This window comes from Thalassospira australica (assembly GCF_000763295.1).
Taxonomy (GTDB): Bacteria; Pseudomonadota; Alphaproteobacteria; order Rhodospirillales; family Thalassospiraceae; genus Thalassospira; species Thalassospira australica.
This window is the reverse complement of record NZ_JRJE01000032.1, coordinates 500441-519379: the sequence shown is the minus strand read 5'-3', so window position 1 is coordinate 519379 and position 18939 is coordinate 500441. Positions and strand designations below refer to the sequence as shown.

Here is an 18939-nt window from a genome sequence, read left to right as displayed (position 1 = left end):
AAAATGGCTGAATATAAAGCACCCTTGCGCGACATGCGCTTCGTCCTGACCGAGCTGTTTGATTACAACGATATCAATCAGATGCCCGGTTGCGAGGATTTCACCCCGGATGTGGTTGATGCGGTTCTCGAAGAAGCCGCCAAGGTCTGTGAAGAGGTTCTCTATCCGATCAACAGATCGGGTGACGAAGAAGGTTGTACCTGGGACGACGGTGTGGTCACCACCCCGAAAGGTTTCAAGGAAGCCTATAAAACCTTTGCCGAAGGTGGCTGGACGGGCATTGCCTGCGATCCGAAATATGGTGGTCAGGGCGCCCCGAAATCGATCAATGCACTGGTCGAGGAAATGATTTGCTCAACCAACCTGTCGTTTGGCATGTATCCGGGTCTGTCATTTGGCGCTTACGCCGCGCTTCACAGTCACGCATCCGATGAACTCAAAGACAAATTCTTGCCCAAGATGGTCGAAGGCACCTGGTCGGGGACCATGTGTCTGACCGAACCGCATTGCGGCACCGATCTTGGCATCATCAAATCCAGGGCAGAACCGCTGGGTGACGGGTCCTATGCGATTTCCGGCACCAAGATTTTCATCTCGGCCGGGGAACATGACCTGACGGAAAACATCATCCATCTGGTTCTGGCAAAACTGCCCGATGCACCTTCGGGCACCAAGGGCATTTCCCTGTTCCTTGTGCCGAAATTCATGGTCGGGGATGACGGATCACTTGGGGATCGCAATGCGGTCAAATGCGGTTCCATCGAACACAAGATGGGCATCAAGGCATCTTCGACCTGTGTGATGAACTTCGATGGTGCAGTTGGCTATCTGGTGGGCGACCCCCATCAGGGCATGCCCGCGATGTTTACCATGATGAACCAGGAACGTTTGTCGGTCGGCATTCAGGGTCTTGGGCTTGGCGAGGCGGCCTATCAAGGCGCACGTGCCTATGCCAAGGATCGCCTGCAGGGCCGTGCCCTTACGGGGGCAAAATCGCCGAACCAGCCTGCTGATTCCATCATCGTTCATCCTGATGTGCGGCGTATGCTTTTGACCGCCAAGGCGACCAATGAAGGGTGCCGCGCAATGGGCATGTGGGTCGCACGTGCGCTTGATACCGCCAAGCATCACGAAGACCCGGTCAAACGCGAAGAGGCCGACGAATTCGTCCAGCTGATGACGCCCATCGTCAAGGCGCTGTTCACCGACTGGGGCTTTGACAATACCAACCTTGGTGTTCAGGTCTTTGGCGGGCATGGCTATATCCGCGAATGGGGCATGGAACAATATGTCCGTGATGCCCGCATTGCCCAGATTTACGAAGGCACAAACGGCATTCAGGCCCTTGACCTTGTCGGGCGTAAAATGCCGACCAAGGCCGGCCGTTACCTTCGCCGGTTCTTCCACCCGGTTCAGGAATATATCGAGGCCAATGTTTCCAACGGCGAACTTGGCGAATATGTCCAACCGTTGGCAAAGGCCTTCATGCGCTTGCAACAGGCAACCGGTGAACTCGCTCAGCGCGGGATGAAAAACCCTGACGAAGCCGGGGCCGCCGCAAGCGAATTCCTGCGTCTGTTTGGTCTGGTTGCCGTTGGTTTCATGTGGGCCCGCATGGCGGAAATCGCCCTTGCAAAACAGGACGATGACAACGACGGCTTCTATAAGGGCAAGCTGATTACGGCCAAGTTCTATATGGAACGTATCTTGCCGCAATCCGGTGCCCTGTTCAGTCAGATCATGTCAGGGTCATCGACCATGATGGCCCTTGACGAGGAGCTGTTCTGATCATGGCTGTGGGCCGCATTCAGCATTACCGGACCTCATGGAACGGAGCTTTGTCGTGAATCTGATTTTCCGACTGATCCGTATTGTGATCCTGTCACTGTTGCGGCCCCGCCTGCATCCGCTTGATCCATCGGCCCTGCAATTCCGGGCATGGCCACTGGATCTTGATATCAATGTGCATATGACCAATTCGCGGTATTTCGCTTTGATGGATTTGGGCAGAACAGAACTGATCGTGCGCAACGGCATTGCCAAACAGATGCTGAAACATAAATGGCAGCCGGTCGTCTCGGGATCGACCATGCGGTTCAAGCGCGCAATCAAACCTTTTCAGAAATTCACCCTCGAAACCCAGGCACTCTATTGGGATGACAAGGGCTTCTATCTTGAACAGCGCTTTGTCGCCAAAGGCAAGACACTGGCCCTTGGCGTGGTCAAGGCGGTGTTTGTCGGCCCCGGTGGCATCATTGCCCCCCAAGAGGTCTGTCGGCTGGTAGGGGCGGATCAGACATCCCCGTCGATGCCCGACTGGCTGTCTGGCTGGCCGGATATGGAAACCGCCATCGAAGCGCGGCTTGCGCTTTAACAGCTGCGATCAAATCCCGGAAAACGGGACCAAAACATGCGGCAACGACCCGCAGGAGGAAACGACATGGCATCCAATGACGCCGTATTGCTGACGATAACTGACGCGATTGCAACCATCACCCTGAACCGGCCTGACCGGATGAATGCCCTTGATCAGGCGATGGTTTCGGGTCTTGGCGCAGCCATGGACAAGATCGAAGCCAAGATTGACGACATCGGGGCTGTCATCCTCGAAGGTTCGGGTGGGACCTTCATGGCCGGTGGCGATGTGAAATTCTTTTATCAAATCAGCCAGTCACCCGCTGAGGAAGCCCGCCCCTTGATCGAAGACATGATCAATCGGGTCCATGCCATTATCTCGCGCATCAATGCCCTGCCGCGTCCGGTGATTGCCAAACTTGAAGGCGCGGTTGCCGGATTTGGCATCAGCCTGATGAATGCCTGTGATCTGGCCGTCGCAGCCGAGGAAACTGTTTTCACACTGGCCTATATCCAGATCGGCACATCGCCCGATGGCGGTTCCACCCATTCACTAACCCGTCTGGTTGGCATGAAAAAGGCCAAGGAAATCGCCCTTCTTGGGGATCGATTTGGTGCCGATGAGGCCCATGATTGCGGTCTTATAAATAAGGTTGTGCCAAGCGATCAGCTTGCATCGGCCACCGCACAATATGCTGCCCGACTTTCGATGGGACCGCGTGATGCGATTGCGCGCACCAAGGCTTTGCTGAACACAGCACCCCAAACCAACTTGGCCGACCAACTGGCTCTTGAAGCCAGATCATTCGCAGATTGCGCAGTAAGTGCTGATTTCCGCGAAGGTGTGAGCGCCTTCGTTGAAAAGCGCAGCCCCAATTTCGGCAAATCATAAAAAGAATTCAGGGACCAGAAACATGGCAAGTTTAGCAGGTAAAACACTGTTCATCACCGGCGCCTCACGCGGTATCGGCAAGGAAATTGCCCTGCGTGCTGCACGCGACGGGGCTAATGTGGCGATCATCGCCAAAACCGATGAACCGCACCCCAAATTGCCCGGCACCATTCATACAGCCGCCACCGAAATCATCGCGGCCGGGGGCAAAGCACTTGCGTTAAAAACCGACATCCGCGAAGAAGACCAGATTGCCGCCGCCGTTGCCAAAACCGTCGAAACATTCGGCGGGATCGATATCCTGATCAACAATGCCAGCGCTATCAATCTGACCCCGACCCTGCAAACCCCGATGAAGCGGTTTGATCTGATGCACCAGGTCAATACCCGCGCAAGCTTTGCCTGTGCACAGGCCTGCCTGCCGCATCTTCTGAAGTCGGATAATCCGCATATCCTGACCATGTCGCCACCGCCCAACCTGTCACCGCAATGGTTTGCCAATCATACGGCCTATACCATTTCGAAATACGGCATGAGCTTGATCACCCTTGGCCTGGCGGCCGAATTTGCCGATGAAGGGGTCGCGGTGAATTCGCTTTGGCCGGTAACGGTGATTGAAACCGCTGCCCTTAACATGATCCCCGGTCTTGAACAGGGGCGGGCGCGCAAACCCGATATCATTGCCGATGCCGCGCACGCGATTCTGACAGCACCCGCAGGCGATATCACCGGTGGCTTCTTTACCGATGAAAGCGTGCTTGAAGCAATCGGCGTGACCGATTTTGAACAATACAACCTCACGCCGGGCAAAGCGCCCTATCCAGACTTCTTCCTGGAGCTTGATCGCAACGGCAAGAACGACCCCGAGGTCGCCAAACTGTTGGAGAAACTGGGCCGCTTTCACAAAGCAGCCTGACCGTATGGCGCCGGGGAAGTGTGTGCCTCGGCGTCTCGTAGGGGCCTGATTTTACGATTGTGAATGATCACAGCGTGGATCGGGCTCTCTCGCCCGCTGAACTCAACCCGCCCTTTGTGGCGGGTTCTTTTTGGCAATTGGTGGTGCTGACACATAAAGGCACCGCCAAGTGAACTGGCGGTGCCTGACCTTCGCCTGAACGCATTAACGTTGAGGGAAAAGATGAAAAAGCGAGAAGCGAAGGACAAATTACCGGGTCAGGATGCCCGGCGTTGCAAAGATTGACGTGGCATTTCACATGCCTTCAGACTCGGCGTCGGCAACATCATCTGAACCGACAGTGCAATGGCCAAATCGCGATGATCACGCGCCATATCAAGGAACTGTTCCGACCAAATGCCATCGCGGTTGGCCGAAAGGAACGCACAGCGCAACATTGAAAATGACGCCGGACTATAACAATCATGCTGATCGGTCACTTTGGAAAGCCAGCTCGCAATTGCATCATGGGCTGCCCGATCCAGAAGATCGCGCATATTGGTCTGATCATGAGCAGGGAAACTGTCTTCTGCCAACGCATTACGAAGTGCGTTTACCAACCTCTGACTTGCTGATGCGTTCTCTACACCAAAGGACCGCAGCCACGCATGCGCGGTATCTTCGATCAAACGGGTCATCGCTGCTGATTCAAAAGCAGCATATGAAAAACCCTGTGATGCAACGGTCATATCGGTCATGTGTTCTGCCCTCCGGGTGGCAAGCAATCTTTTGGGTTAACGCTTTGTTAAAGACAGGATCATCAAAAAAGCGCGGGATAATTTGCTCGAATCAGGGCGTTTTTGTGGCGCGTCGTATGCCGGTTAAAACAATGACTTACGATGACACAACCGGATTGGCGGACGGGTGGGCGTCGCGCCCTGCCATGATCTGATCAAGCGGCTTGACCGGCCAGGACAGGATCAGAAGTTTTTCATCGCGGGTCAGACTTTCAACACCCAACCGGGCAAGCTTTTCATAGATGATGCCGATCTCGATCGCTGTACGGGCATCGGGTTTGCGGGTTGGGAGCAACGCCGAATGCAGCGCATTGGCATATGGATCTTCGATCAGGCGCATCAAACCATCTTTGACATCCGCGCCACCACTGTCGGCATTGATCCGCGCAAGTGCGCGAAGCTCATCGGGGCTGTCATATTCTTCGGGCGTGACAAAAAGCTTCCACCGACGCGCGGCCTTACCAACGGCAAGACTACTGGAATAATGCGTCAGCCATGGTGACAGGATCAGCCCCGCCAGAATGGGCGACAGCCACCAGAAGAACGCGGTATCGACAAAGACTGCAACAGCCCCCCAGATCAAACCGATTACAATAATCGTTCGGTGAGTCTTGAACGCTGCCTTAAGGGGCACACCGGCATCATCACGTTCCTGCGCATCCCAGCCCACCTGGTTACCGGTCAAAACCGAAAAGACAAATTGCGAATGCAACATCATCATGATCGGTGCCTGAAGTGCGGAATAAAGGGTTTCAAGCACCCCACTTGCCAGCACCATCACGCCACCATACTTTTTGCGATCCCGGCCAAGGCAAACCATCAGGATCGAGATGATCTTGGGCAAGACCAACATGCCAATGGTAAAGATCAGCAACACCAGCATTTCAAATGATCGATCCACCGGCCATTGCGGGAACATGGTGAATTGCCCCGGAAAGAAGCTGTAAGTCAGCTGAGTGTTTTGCAGGGTGGCAATTGTCGAGCTCAGTAACAAAAGCAGCCACAATGGCGATGATACAAAGCTCATCACCCCCATAAAGAAATGCAGACGGCTTAATGGTTTAAATCCGTGCGCCACCATCAAACGCCCGTGTTGCATATTGCCCTGACACCAGCGGCGGTCACGAATGGCAAAATCGATCAGATTGGGCGGTAGTTCTTCCCAACTGCCTTCAAGCTGCGGGATCAACCAGCACCGCCAGCCTGCCTTGCGCATAAAGGCTGCTTCGACAAAATCATGGCTTAAGATATGCCCGCCCAATGGGGGTTTGCCCGACAATACCGGAAGCCCGCAACATTCGATGAATGCCTTGGTCCGGATGATGGCATTGTGCCCCCAGTAATTCGAACTGCCCATGCACCAGAATGACAGGCCTGCAGACATGGTCGGGCCATGCACGCGCGAAATGAATTGCAGGATACGCGCAAACAGGGTCTGGCGCCCGGTCGGCTGCGGCGGGCTTTGAATGATCCCGGCATCAGGATTGTTTTCCATCAGATAGGCCATATTGACCATAGCCTCGCCTGACATGACACTGTCAGCATCAAAGACGATCATGTGATCGTAATTGGCCGCATAGGTTTCGCAGAATTCCTTGAGATTGCCCGATTTACGTTCGGTATTTTCAGCCCGGCGGCGGAAGAAAATCCGGCCACGCGCATCAAGATCGTTACAGGCCTTTGCCCATGCCATTTCTTCGGCAATCCAGATGTCAGGATCACGGGTATCCGACAGGACAAAGAAATCAAACGCGTCCAGTTCGCCCGTCGCAACCAGACTTTCATAACTGGCACGAAGTCCGGCAAAAACCCGGTTGGGGTCTTCGTTATATACCGGGATGACGATAACGTTTTTAGATCGTAATGACCCTTTGCGCACAATGGGTTTTAGGGGCTTTAGCGTGATCGCATCCCGTTTCAATCCACGCAGGACCAATCCGACCATGCCGGTAAAGAAGGACAGGGAAATCCAGGCAAAGTTGATGGTAAAGAACGCCACCACAACCATTTCCATGATCGTAAGCTGATCGGCCCCTAACACATCAATCATCAACCACGCCGCATAAGCCGTTGCCGCAATCGACGCGCCAAACAGGAAAACACGCCGTGACCCGACACCGGGTCCACGCAGTTTGACCGTGGGATCACATTGACTTTCATCAACCACAGCATTCGTCCCGACGCTAAAGGCAGTGTCGGGACCGACCGGGGATGAACTGTTGGACATATCGTCAGGGCACTGACTCATCTGGCTCTACCTGAAAGTGGTGCGCGTAAAATCACGGTCAAAAGACCCATGGCATTGTCCAGGTCTCGCTTAAGACCTGATCATCATACAAAAGAAACACCCGCAGATTGCTTGATGCTTCTTCGCTGGACTCAACAAGATCAAACATCAGCCGCACACCACCATTTTCCGGATCTTCCATCAGGCGGATATTTTTGATTTCCCCTTCTGACGCACTAACATCTGCACGCATTTTACCGATGTTCTTGCTGAAGTAGTCCAAATCACCGCCGGCAAAATTCAAGACAAAACGGGTGCTCGCGACCGCATCGTCGCCCTCGGGCGCGATCCGCATGATGCGGGTATCGGTTGCCTGCGCCATCGGGTGCAGGTCTGTTCCATCGCGGGTCGCTGTCACGCGATATTCGACCTGCATTTCATCGCCCGCAGCCGGTTTGGTTTCGGGCACCCAATAGGCAACAATATTGTCGTTGGTTTCAGACGGACTTGGGATTTCAACCAGTTCGACATGGCCTTTGCCCCAACTGCCTTTGGGCGTAACCCAATAGCCCGGTTGCTGTTCAAACCGGCGATCAAGGTCCTGATAATGATCGAAATTGCGATCACGCTGCAAAAGCCCGAACCCGTTCGGGTTTTCGTCCAAAAACGCACTCAGCTGCAAATCAAGCGGGTTATCAAGTGGCCGCCAAAGCCATTCACCCCGTCCGTTATGGATCAAAAGCCCATCACTTGAATGAACCTCACCGCGGTAGTCACCAAATGATCGGCGGCGCTGCTCCCCAAACAGGAACATGCCATTGAGCGGCGCGATGCCGATCTTTTCCACGCCATCGCGGAAGAACAGATTGGCCGTGATATCAGCCTTGCTGCGCGCACCCGGTGTGATGTCAAATCGATAGGCGCCCGTCACGCGTTCGCTGTCCAAAAGGGCATAAACCCTGATGGTTTTGTCGCCCTTTTCCGGCTCGACGATCCAAAATTCACGAAATACCGGGATTTCTTCACCCGTGGGACTGGCAAGATCAACCGCAAGTCCGCGCGCCATCTGACCAATTGACTGGCCCTGCCCCTGCAAACGGAAGTAAGACGCGCCAAGAAAACGGGTCAGCTCGTCATTACTTTGAACATTTGAAAGCGGATAGCGCAGCCTGAAACCTGCATAGCCCTGGGTTGAGAAATCATTGCCTGTTAACCCGGTCTTGCCGAAATCAAACAAACCGGTGGAAAAAGGAATGACCTGAATTTCACCGTCGCGGACCAGATTTATCGCAACAGGCACATCATACATGCTGCCGGGGTGAAACAGCTCCAACGAGAAATCTGTTTCAGACGGATTGAAGAAGGCCCGCTGTGATTTGAACCGGATCTGCGCATATTCCTCGGCACTCAGATCAGAGAGCTTTTCGGGCAATTCACGATGCGGGGTTTCAAATGGCTCTGCTGCCAACCGGCGTGCACGATCTGCCACCATCGCCGGGTCAAACATGACCGGCGAGGACCCATAACGCTTCTTCGGCTCTTGGTTGGCCGGAGCCCCGCCACCGGGCGGAACAGACACTGTTCCCTCAGGAGTGGCGTCACTTTCCGTGTCAGCCGCCTCTTTGGCCGTGTTTGGGTCTTGCGCTTGTTGTTCCGGTACGGTTGTGGTCGCAGCCGGTGTCTTCTCGGCAGGCTGATTGACCGAAGCGGGATCGGTTTCCTGTGCATGCGTCATGCCCGGCACCGCAAGCAAGATCAACCCGGATGCCACAGCACCCAGAAAGTCACACCTAAAGCCCGGCTTTATTTGCCGCTGAACGAATTGCGTCATGCTCGTGTACGCTACCAATTGTTGGTTTATCAAACTTGTTGGTTGCGTTTCTGCATGAAAAACAGGGCATGATTGTGTCCAATTCAGGGAAAGAATCCGCATTCCCCCCACAATCAACCAGTCAGATCACAGACGATAATGCCTTCGCATCAGAGTGAAAGTCCTGATGCAATTCACGCGGAGAAACATTGTGGCGCTGCTGAATGGCACGCGCCAGTGCCGTACTGCTGCGATAACCGACCTGCCCCGCCACCACCTGCAAGCGTTTACCATCACGCAACAGTGCAAGGGCCCGATCAAGGCGAATGGTTTGCAAGAAATCGCCCGGTGACGTGCCAAGCAATTCCCGAAAGCGTGCGGCAAAGCTTGCGCGGGACATGCCCGCAATTTCCGCCTGACGTTCAACAGACCAGTTATCACCAGGAGTTTGATGCAATTGCCCAACAACGCGTGCAATTCGTGGATCACGCATGGCCGCAAGAATGCCCGGCCTGACAAGATCATTTGCCTGACAATGGCGCAACACCATCAACAACAACAGATCGATCAACAGGTTCACAGCAGTTCTTTTTCCCGGATGATCGTCAAATGCTTCGCGGAAAAGCTGTCCTGTAATCGGCTCCAGCCCGGCAATGTCGTCAAACGGCAAAACGACATAATCAGGCAATCCCAGCCGCGCTGGTGTTGGTCCGGTCGCAGGAAACAGCAAATTGGCACAGACAACCTGTGATCCGGTAGCCGGCGTTTCGACGTCATGCGTGATGGGGGCCCCAAACAGGATCACACCCGGACGATCAAGCACAGCATGTTCTGTATCGTTCAACCGCACCCGCAAGGCACCACTTTGCACAACATGGAGCATTCCCTGCTGCCGGGCAGGCTGACCTTCCTGTCTGCTGTGATGACTGCTGCCACACAGCGTTCCGGAAAAGAAGACATCCCCGCGCGGATGATTCCCGGCGAACAAATCCGACAGCACATCCCTTTCAGACGAATTGCGTGTTTCCTCAGACAACAAATCACATCTCCGACGGTAGTCTGATTTCAGATTTCAAGACGCTCTCTTGATGAACCAGTTTCATGATCGCCTGCCAGTAAAGACACGGTGATCACCCCGTGAAGGAGTACGAATTATGGCCTATCGTTCAAATATTCTGCGAACCACAGCCCTTGCCGCCGTTCTTGGCATCAGCGCCATCGGTGGCGTTGTCGCTACCACCTCACCCGCGATCGCCGCACAGGAAGTCAACATTGTCGAAGGTTACGCCCTGCAAGGCTACGACCCGGTGGCCTATTTCACCGTTGGTGCCCCGACCCCGGGCAATTCCAATTTTGAAGCCGAACACGATGGCGCGACCTATCGCTTTGCCAGTGCAGAAAACCGCGACCTGTTTAATCAGGACCCGGACAAATATGCCCCGCAATATGGTGGCTTCTGCGCCTTTGGCGCCGCAATGGGCCGCAAATTCGGTGCCGATCCGCAAGCATGGCGCGTTGTTGACGGCAAGCTGTATCTCAACCTGAACAAGGAAATTCAGAAACGCTGGGTCACGGACATTCCGGGCTTCATCCGGGGTGCTGACCATAACTGGGACATCATCGAGTCAATTGAAGACGCCAAGCTCGCGGATGAAAAAATGGCGCCGGACGGCCTGACCATCGGCGCGCAATAATCGCACGTTTAATCCGGGCCACCCCTGATCCCTGTTGCCCGGAAAAGAATGGCCGGTCCACGTAAATGGACCGGCCATATCTATTTCAGATGACTGCGACTGCCGATCTGAAAAGAAAGATGTTCAAAAAGCGCGATCAGAAACCAACCGCACAGCCGTCCTTGCGCGGGTCCGACCCGGCGACATATCCGGCATCGGTTTTGGCAATAAGCTGCGCACCACCAAAACCAAAATTGGTGCTGTCAGGTGTTTCCACATTGATGGCATGGCCCTTGGCCTTAAGTGCCTCGATCACATCCGCGCCAAGCGATGCTTCCACCGCAACATCAAGCCCCGAAAGCGCCTGCCAGCGTGGTGCATCAACCGCTGTTTGCGGGTCCTGCCCCCAAAGCTGCGTGCGCAGTGTCATCTGCAAATGTCCCTGTGCCTGCATCGGCCCGCCCATGACGCCAAAGCTCATGATCGGGTTGCCGGTGTCACTCATCAGGAAGGCCGGAATGATGGTCTGGAACGGACGTTTGCCACCTTTGACAAGGTTGGGATGACCGTTTTGCAGGCTAAATCCATGACCGCGGTTTTGCAGGCTGATTGAGGTGCCCGGCACCACAACACCCGATCCAAAGCCCATATAGTTCGACTGGATGAACGACACCATCATGCCATTTTCATCGGCCGCCGTGACATAAACCGTACCGCCATGCTTTGGCGCACCGGCCTTGAAATCCTGTGCCTTGTTGGCATCAATCAGGGCCGCACGCGATTTCAGATAATCATCGGACAAAAGATGTTCGACCGTGACATCCGTCATGTAATCAAGATCGGCGACATAGGCGCGCATATCGGCAAATGCCAGCTTCATCGCCTCGATCTCAAGGTGCAGGGCCTCGGCCGAGTCCGGTTCATAATCGGTAATGTTGGTATGGCGCAAAATCCCCAATGCGATGAGCGCCGAAATCCCCTGCCCGTTTGGCGGAATTTCATGCAGCTTTACCTTGCCGAACTGTTGGGAAATCGTGCCGACCCAATCGGCCTTGTGGTTGCCAAGATCATCCTCGGAAAGCGCTGCACCATGCTCCTTTGCAAAGGCAGCAATTTTGGCAGCCAGCTTGCCACGGTAGAAACTCTCACCCTTGGTTTCGGCGATATCAATCAGACTGTCGGCTGCGGCCTTGTTGACAAACAACTCACCGGCCTTTGGTGCCTTGCCGCCCGGCAGGAATGCCTCGGCAAAGCCGGGTTGCTTGCCCAATGTTTCCCCGCCCTTTTCCCAAAGGGTCGCGATGATCGGCGACACGGCAAAGCCACGCGTTGCATATTCGATGGCCGGTTCGAACAGCTTTTCAAACGCCAGCTTGCCGAACTTGTCTGAAATTTCACGCCATGCGGACACCGCACCAGGTGTTGTGACCGATTCCCATCCGCGCTGGGGCATCGTATCAGACCCGGCAAAACGCGCTGGGTTCCAATCGGCAGGCGCCCGGCCCGACGCATTCAAACCATGCAGTTCCTTGCCGTCCCAGATGATGGCATAGGCATCAGAGCCAAGCCCGTTACCGGTCGGCTCAACCACAGTAAGCGCAATGGCAGATGCCAGGGCCGCATCGGCGGCATTACCACCGGCCAACAACATGCGCAGGCCGGCCTGTGCCGCAAGCGGCTGGGACGTGGAAACCATATTGCGTGCTAAAACCGGCGAACGGCGAGACGCATAAAGCGCGTCATGACGAAGGTGCATGGGTATCTCCTCGGACAAAAGCTTAATCGCCGTCTTGTTCATCGGTGGCAGGACGGTCTTTTTTACGCATCTTCAGAACCGAACGGACACTGAAGATAACAGAGAGAACAGCAGCAGCGAGCAACACGGCTGATATCGGACGGGTAAAGAACACCGTCCAGTCCCCGTCACTCATCAAAGCACGCCGCAGGTTGGTTTCGGCAATCGGACCCAGAATGACACCCAGCACAAGCGGGGCCAGCGGATAATCAAGCGATTTCAAGCCATAACCCACCAGACCAATCGCCCCAAGCAGGTAAAGGTCCGTCACACGGTTATTGAGCGCAAAGGCCCCGATCACACAGCAAATCATCACGGTCGGGACGATGAATTGTTTGGGAATATCCGTCACACGCAGGAACAGGCGCATAGACAGCACACACACCACCAACATCATCAATGACGCAACCGCCATGGCAACGAACATGCCATAGGCCAGATCGGCATTATCCATGATCAGGCGCGGTCCCACCGAAATCCCGTGCACCATAAGGGCCGCCATCAGGATGGCATCAACAGCCGATCCCGGAATGCCCAGTGCAATCATCGGAATAAGCCCGCCCCCTGCCGTGGCAGAGTTCCCGGCTTCGGACGCAATCACACCATCGGGCGTGCCTTTGCCAAATTCTTCGGGGTTCTTCGAGCTGCGCTTGGCCTGATCATAGGCCAGAAGATTGGCAATTGATCCGCCCGCACCGGGAAGTGCCCCAATGAACACCCCCACAAGCGAGGAACGCACAAGATTGACCGGATGCATCAGAACTTCGCGCATGACCGCCCAGGTCTTGAATTCGATCACATCGGGAATCAGCGCATCCGTGCCTTTACCCTTGCCGTGATCTTCAACCTCGCCCATCAGCTGGCTGATGGCAAAAATCCCGATCAGAACCACAAGGAACGGCAGACCGGCCATCAACATGTCGGCATCAAACGTTAAGCGCGGGCGTCCCATCATCGGGTCCGGCCCGACGGTCGCCAAGCCAAGGCCGATGACACCGGCAATCAATCCGCGCAACAGCGAATTACCAACAAGGCTTGCCACAATCGTCAGCGCAAACACGATCAGCGCGAAATATTCCCACGGCCCCAGCTTCACCGCAATCAGCGCAAGCGGCGGGGCAGCAACAATCAGAACGATGGTTGAAATCACAGTCCCGAAAAAGGACGACCAGATGCCAAGCGACAATGCGCGACCAGGTTCACCTTTGCGCGCCATCGGATAGGCATCAAAGGTCGTCGCCACCGAACTCGGTGTTCCGGGAATACCCAACAGGGCAGCACTGATCAGACCGCCGGTATATCCCCCGACATAAACCGACAACATCACCGAAACGCCTTGCAATGGTCCCATCGCAAAGGTCAGCGGCAGTGTCAGAATAATGGCCATGGTTACGGTGAAACCGGGAATGGCCGCAGCAACGATCCCGGCAACGGAACCAATCAGCATGTAAATCAGGGTATCGAACGCGAAAACCTGATGAGCACCGGCAAGAAATGCATCCAACATCATCGTAAACTTCAATTAGCCCGCGAACAGCACGCCACGCGGAAGGAACACGTTAAAGACTTCGGCAAACAGCATGTTCAAGCCGACCGAGAAAATCAGGGCGGCGATCAGGGACTGAATGATGGTCTTTTTCGAAATGCCTGCGATCAAAAGCTGCGCGATCATCAGGAACACAAAGGTCGCAAGCGAAAAGCCGACAACCGGCAGCGCCAGCAGATACACCACCAGCAAACCGAATATCGCAAAGGAAACCCGGCGCACCTTGATCCACTGGCAAAACGCACTGCCAAGACCATCAAGCTTGCCGCCTTTGCGGATATCAACAACTGCGCGCACGGCAGCAATCAGGCACAAGACAGCCAGAACAGCAAACACCAGCTTGGGGAATGACCCGGCACCAAGCGGCTCCCAGCGCGATGTCGGCAATTGACCGGCACGTACCGACAGATACACAGACCCCAGACCAAAAACGACATATGAAATCAGCCGTGCGAGTTCGGTTTTTGCACGCATAGCAGCGGATGCCGATGCATCCGCTGCTGCTGATTTCCCGTTCGGGGACATCATCCTTCGAGCTTGCCAACCAGACGGTTAACCGTCTCGGACAATTTGCCGAGATAAGCCTTGTATTCGTCCTGCCCCAGGAAGACCGGTGCGGAACCAACGTTCTGGATTTTGGTGCGAACGTCGTCATTCTGCATGACGGTTTCCAGATGCGCTTCCAGTGCATCAGCAACATCCTGCGGCGTACCTTTGGGCAGAACAACACCGCGGGTCACAGCCAGATCAAGTGCATGACCAAGTTCGGTGAAGGTCGGAACATCCGGCGCTTCTGCAGTGCGCTCGGGCATACCAACCGCAGCAAAGACCAAATCACCGTTTTCCACGAACTGACCAGCCGAAGATACATCGCCAATCGCAACGTCAATGTTACCGCCAACCAAGGCACGGATACGCTGACCGGTACCCTCATAACCGACATAGGAGAACTCGATACCAAAGGCATCTTCGATCATCGCCATGTGAAGATGCGGCACACCAGCAAGGGTCACACCGGCGCGAACAGCACCCGGGTTTTCCTTAGCATAGGCAACCATCTCTTCAAAGTTCGAGAAGTTGTCATTTTTCGACAGGGTCAAATACTGCGGCGAAGACGTCACCAGTGCGATCGGCATGAAGCTGTCCCAATTCAGGTCGGTAATGCCCGTCCCGTTGGAAATCAGAAGACCTTCATGGACCTGCGAAATGGTGTAACCATCTGCCGGACGCTTGGCGAACTCGGCCAAACCGACATTGCCACCAACACCTGGCATATTAATGACCGGAACAGCCTGACCGGTTTCATCTGCAAGACCCTGGGCAACAATACGCATCAGCGTATCACTACCGCCACCCGGTCCCCACGGAACGATGAATTCGATCGGTTTTTCCGGATAGTCCTGCGCCTGTGCGGGGCCTGCAATGGCAGCGGCCATCAAACCAGCAGCAACGGCAATCTTGCGGAACATGTGTGTGCCTCCTGATATCATGCTCATACTATGAACCATTTATACTTTGGTTCAATTCATTCGTTCCGCATTGTTTGCATCAACAAACCAATTCTGCAAGCCTAAAAATGAAACTTCGGCGAAAACGCAGGATTTTGTTGCATGAGAGCGTTAAACATGGATAGTACCAATTAACTATTGATATCGTAATTGGTTTGGATTGGTTTAGATGTTTGAGCTTGAAGGCACCATGAGCCTGTATCTCGTTTGGGGCGCAGCCATGCTGTTTGCCGGGGTTGTCGGTGGAATCATGGCGGGGCTTCTTGGTGTCGGTGGCGGCATTGTAATCGTGCCCGTGCTGTATCATTTCCTGACCACAATGGGGGTTGATGAATCCCTTCGCATGCAGGTTGCGGTCGCCACATCGCTGACGACAATTATTGCAACCGCCATTTCCTCGACACGCAGCCACTATAAAAAAGGCTCGGTGGATGTCGGGCTGATCAAACGTTGGGGACCAGCAATCATTGTCGGTGTCATCATCGGCACCGCCATTGGCGGGCTTGCCGATGGTCGGGTTCTGACCATCGTCTTTGCCGTGGTCGCCCTGCTTGTCGCTGCCAATATGATCCTTGTGAAAGACCGTGAATCGGACATCACCAAGAACCCGCCAAAGTCGGTTTGGGCGGTGCTTGGTGTCCTCGCAGGTGGTCTGTCGGCCATGATGGGCATTGGTGGCGGCACGATTTGCGTGCCGGTTCTGAACTTCCTTGGCTATGACATCCGCCGCGCCGTTGGCACGGCCGCTGCCATCGGCCTGATCATTGCCTTGCCCGGTACGATTGGTTATGCAATTTCCGGGGTTGGTGTGGATGGTCGTCCGCCGTTTTCCATTGGCTATGTCAATGTTCTCGCGGCAGCACTTCTGATCCCGATGACCGTGCTGTGCGCCCCGATTGGTGCACGCATTGCACACACCATCCCGCGCCGCGCACTGCGCATGTGTTTTGGTCTGTTCCTCGCTGTGACCTCGCTGCGTATGTTCTATGATCTTCTGAGCTAAAACCCCATCAGATCACAAACAGAAATAGTGCGGACTTGTTCTTTGATAAACCACTGGCTTACTATCAGAGGTGCGCATTGGTTCGCCGACGGAAACGTTCGTAAAAACGTCAATAGAAACGCCATTAAAATGAACAATAACGATGAATGAGATCGCCACACAGGCCCTGGCAGAGAAGCTCAAAACAGGCTTTGCACAGGGCGAGTTCGTCAAGGACGGCCGGGTCATTGCCGAACGCACCCTTGCCGAAAAGCTTGATGTTGGCCGACGCGCCCTGCGCAAAGCCCTTGATGAGCTCGAAGCTGAAGGTTTGATCTGGCGCCGTCAGGGGCAGGGCACCTTTGTCGGCACCCCGCCAACCCCGCGCTTGCGCAAACTCGAAGGGCTTGCCACCAAAACCAGCCCGTTTGAAATCATGGAAGTCCGTCAGGAAATCGAACCTTCCATGGCGCGCTTTGCAGCACTCCGCGCATCACAGGGTGACATTGACGCCATGCGCAGCATGGTCGAAAAGGCCGCCAGCGCCACCACACAGCTTGAATACGAAAAATGGGATGCTGCATTTCATCAGCGCCTTGCCGAATCGGTCAAAAACACGCTGTTTTTGGCTGTGTTTGAGGCCGTCAATGCCGTCCGCCGCGAAGCCGCCTGGGCACGTCTGCGCGAAAGCAGCCATTCTGACACCCTGATTCATGAGCTCAGCACCCAGCATCGCGACATCATCAACGCGATTGAACAGCGCGACCCAAAACGCGCCGAAGACGCCATGCGCCGTCATCTGGCAGAGGTCGAGCACGCCCTTAAGCAAAACTGACTTGCGGAAACCGGAAGCGAAACCTTAGCATCTACCCCTGCGGGGTAAATTCAGCAAACATCCCGTGATAGGCCTTCGACGGCGGTGCGCCATAGGCCCCGGCCTTGCTGGTGTGCAATCCCAAAAACGCCATGGCTTCGATCATCTTGACCGCTGAACTGACCCCATCAATCACCGGCACGCCAAGCTCTTCGCGCAATCGATCGGCAATGTCAGTCATTCCGGCACACCCCAGAACAATCGCCTCGGCATCATTATCTGTCAGGCAACGCTCGGCCTGATTCTTGAGTGCCCCATAAGCCGCCCTGGCATTGTCCCCTTCGAAATCAAGGGTACGCACACCAGCGGCCCGCACCACACATTGCGAAGATGCGCCGTATTTGCTGACCAGCTGTTCCAGCGGGCGGACCGAAACAGCCATGGGCGTGACAATGGCAAAGCGTGATGCCACGACAGCCGCCATGCGAAGGGCGGCTTCACATAATCCAAGTACCGGCGCATGGGTCAGGCAGCGCGCCGCATCCACCCCTGTGTCATCAAAACAGGCGACAATATATCCGCCAATCGGATCGCCTTGCTGTTCGGGCCGGGATTCAAGTTCGCGAATAACCGACAGCAACCCGACACTGGCAAAAGCTTCGTCGTAGTACCCTTCGATGCTGTCGGGTCCGAACGCTGGATTAAGGGCAAGAACCTGCGTCGCACCCCCAACGATTTTTTGCGCCTGCGCCCCGATCTTTTTGGTAAACCCGCTCGAAAGATTGGGGTTGATAACAGCAAGGCGGCTCATGCTTTTTGCCCTTTGCGATGGCGCATGACGGCTACCGTCCCCAGTGCCAGGGCAATCACAAGGAACGAGAACCCGGTGGTAACCGTGCCCAGCGCATAAAGAACCGGTGTCGTGACATTGGTCGTCATGCCATAGATCTCAAGCGGCAGGGTATTAAGCGCACCGGCCGTCATAAGCGTGCGGGCAAATTCGTCGTAAGACAGGGTAAACGAAAACATCGCGACCCCGATCAGACTTGGCCCCACCATCGGCAGCACGACATGTTGAATGGTCTGCCAGTTGCTTGCCCCAAGATCACGTGCGGCTTCCTCAAAGGACGGATCAAAGCGGTTAAACACCGCAAACATGATCAAAAGCCCGAACGGGAAAGTCCATGTCAGATGCGCACCAAGTGCTGAGGTAAACCATTGCGGCTGCCATTGCACGATGTTGAACAACAACCCGATCCCAAGCGAAATCAGGATCGACGGCACAATCAGGCTGGCAAGTGCGAGATAAAACACCACGCTGTCACCGCGAAACCGTTTGCGGAAGGCAAGACCAGCCATGAACGAAACCACCACCGTCACGACCATGACAATCAGGCCAAGCTTAAGGGACCGGCCAAACGACCCCCCAAAGTCACCAACAGCCTGCTGTTCAAACAGATTGCCAAACCAATGGAAGGAAAACCCGTTCATCGGAAATGTCAGACCGCCATTCTCGCCCTGAAAAGACAGGATGAAGATGGTCAACATCGGCCCATAAAGAAACAGTACAAACAGCGCAAAGAAAGCTGCAAGGAAATAGAAGCTTCTTGGGCGACGTTCACGGGTTTTGGTCATTAGTGCCATG

17 protein-coding genes are annotated in these 18939 nt (G+C 54.9%); 7 read left to right on the top strand and 10 right to left on the bottom strand.

The window, feature by feature from the left end; genetic code table 11:
• Positions 1-3 precede the first annotated feature (3 nt).
• From JF44_RS0118575 to JF44_RS0118560, 4 genes are all read left to right on the top strand, one after another.
• Positions 4-1788 carry an acyl-CoA dehydrogenase C-terminal domain-containing protein gene (locus JF44_RS0118575; RefSeq protein ID WP_033070403.1) on the top strand — a complete coding sequence of 595 codons (1785 nt, stop codon included), beginning with the start codon at positions 4-6 and terminating at the stop codon, positions 1786-1788.
• 55 nt (positions 1789-1843) lie between these two features.
• Positions 1844-2374: an acyl-CoA thioesterase gene (locus JF44_RS0118570; protein ID WP_033070699.1), complete on the top strand. Its 531-nt coding sequence runs from the start codon at positions 1844-1846 to the stop codon at positions 2372-2374.
• A gap of 66 nt (positions 2375-2440) precedes the next feature.
• Positions 2441-3247, top strand: coding sequence for an enoyl-CoA hydratase/isomerase family protein (locus tag JF44_RS0118565; RefSeq protein ID WP_033070402.1), 807 nt, complete (start codon positions 2441-2443; stop codon positions 3245-3247).
• Positions 3248-3269: 22 nt separating this feature from the next.
• The gene (locus JF44_RS0118560; protein ID WP_033070401.1) at positions 3270-4163 is read left to right on the top strand and encodes an SDR family oxidoreductase; all 894 of its coding nucleotides are present in this window, start codon (positions 3270-3272) and stop codon (positions 4161-4163) included.
• A 257-nt stretch (positions 4164-4420) separates the two neighbouring features.
• Here JF44_RS0118560 and JF44_RS0118555 read toward each other — a convergent pair whose 3' ends face one another.
• The 4 genes from JF44_RS0118555 to JF44_RS0118540 all read right to left on the bottom strand — a co-directional run bounded on the left by JF44_RS0118555 (position 4421) and on the right by JF44_RS0118540 (position 10012).
• The gene (locus JF44_RS0118555) at positions 4421-4900 is read right to left on the bottom strand and encodes a hypothetical protein (RefSeq protein ID WP_033070400.1); all 480 of its coding nucleotides are present in this window, start codon (positions 4898-4900) and stop codon (positions 4421-4423) included.
• A gap of 136 nt (positions 4901-5036) precedes the next feature.
• Positions 5037-7187 carry a glucans biosynthesis glucosyltransferase MdoH gene (gene mdoH / locus JF44_RS0118550; protein WP_238318503.1) on the bottom strand — a complete coding sequence of 717 codons (2151 nt, stop codon included), beginning with the start codon at positions 7185-7187 and terminating at the stop codon, positions 5037-5039.
• Between the two features lie 37 nt (positions 7188-7224).
• Positions 7225-8997, bottom strand: coding sequence for an OpgD/OpgG family glucan biosynthesis protein (locus JF44_RS0118545; RefSeq protein ID WP_033070399.1), 1773 nt, complete (start codon positions 8995-8997; stop codon positions 7225-7227).
• 121 nt (positions 8998-9118) lie between these two features.
• Positions 9119-10012, bottom strand: coding sequence for an AraC family transcriptional regulator (locus JF44_RS0118540; protein ID WP_033070697.1), 894 nt, complete (start codon positions 10010-10012; stop codon positions 9119-9121).
• A gap of 118 nt (positions 10013-10130) precedes the next feature.
• Here JF44_RS0118540 and JF44_RS0118535 point away from each other — a divergent pair, with 118 nt between their 5' ends.
• Positions 10131-10670 (top strand): YHS domain-containing (seleno)protein, encoded by a 540-nt coding sequence (locus JF44_RS0118535; RefSeq protein WP_052066041.1) that lies wholly within the window; start codon positions 10131-10133, stop codon positions 10668-10670.
• Between the two features lie 136 nt (positions 10671-10806).
• Here the strand turns inward: JF44_RS0118535 and JF44_RS0118530 are convergent, their stop codons facing one another.
• The 4 genes from JF44_RS0118530 to JF44_RS0118515 are packed head-to-tail and all read right to left on the bottom strand — an operon-like array spanning position 10807 to position 15459.
• The gene (locus tag JF44_RS0118530; RefSeq protein WP_033070398.1) at positions 10807-12405 is read right to left on the bottom strand and encodes a gamma-glutamyltransferase family protein; all 1599 of its coding nucleotides are present in this window, start codon (positions 12403-12405) and stop codon (positions 10807-10809) included.
• Between the two features lie 22 nt (positions 12406-12427).
• Positions 12428-13954, bottom strand: a complete 1527-nt coding sequence (locus tag JF44_RS0118525; RefSeq protein ID WP_081944501.1) for a tripartite tricarboxylate transporter permease — start codon at positions 13952-13954, stop codon at positions 12428-12430.
• A gap of 12 nt (positions 13955-13966) precedes the next feature.
• Positions 13967-14518, bottom strand: a complete 552-nt coding sequence (locus tag JF44_RS0118520) for a tripartite tricarboxylate transporter TctB family protein (RefSeq protein WP_033070397.1) — start codon at positions 14516-14518, stop codon at positions 13967-13969.
• Complete coding sequence (locus JF44_RS0118515) at positions 14515-15459, bottom strand: tripartite tricarboxylate transporter substrate binding protein (protein ID WP_052066040.1); 945 nt, start codon at positions 15457-15459, stop codon at positions 14515-14517. The genes JF44_RS0118520 and JF44_RS0118515 overlap by 4 nt, the downstream gene beginning before the upstream one ends.
• Before the next feature lie 208 nt (positions 15460-15667).
• On the opposite strand from JF44_RS0118515, the gene JF44_RS0118510 reads away from it, so the two are divergent.
• Positions 15668-16501, top strand: a complete 834-nt coding sequence (locus tag JF44_RS0118510; RefSeq protein ID WP_033070396.1) for a sulfite exporter TauE/SafE family protein — start codon at positions 15668-15670, stop codon at positions 16499-16501.
• 142 nt (positions 16502-16643) lie between these two features.
• The gene (locus tag JF44_RS0118505) at positions 16644-17315 is read left to right on the top strand and encodes a FadR/GntR family transcriptional regulator (protein ID WP_033070395.1); all 672 of its coding nucleotides are present in this window, start codon (positions 16644-16646) and stop codon (positions 17313-17315) included.
• Between the two features lie 31 nt (positions 17316-17346).
• On the opposite strand, the gene JF44_RS0118500 is transcribed toward JF44_RS0118505, so the two are convergent.
• Both JF44_RS0118500 and JF44_RS0118495 read right to left on the bottom strand, forming a co-directional pair.
• Positions 17347-18105: an aspartate/glutamate racemase family protein gene (locus tag JF44_RS0118500; RefSeq protein ID WP_033070394.1), complete on the bottom strand. Its 759-nt coding sequence runs from the start codon at positions 18103-18105 to the stop codon at positions 17347-17349.
• Positions 18102-18938, bottom strand: a complete 837-nt coding sequence (locus JF44_RS0118495; protein ID WP_420340869.1) for an ABC transporter permease — start codon at positions 18936-18938, stop codon at positions 18102-18104. Before JF44_RS0118495 ends, JF44_RS0118500 begins: the two co-directional genes overlap by 4 nt.
• Between the last annotated feature and the right edge of the window lies 1 nt (position 18939).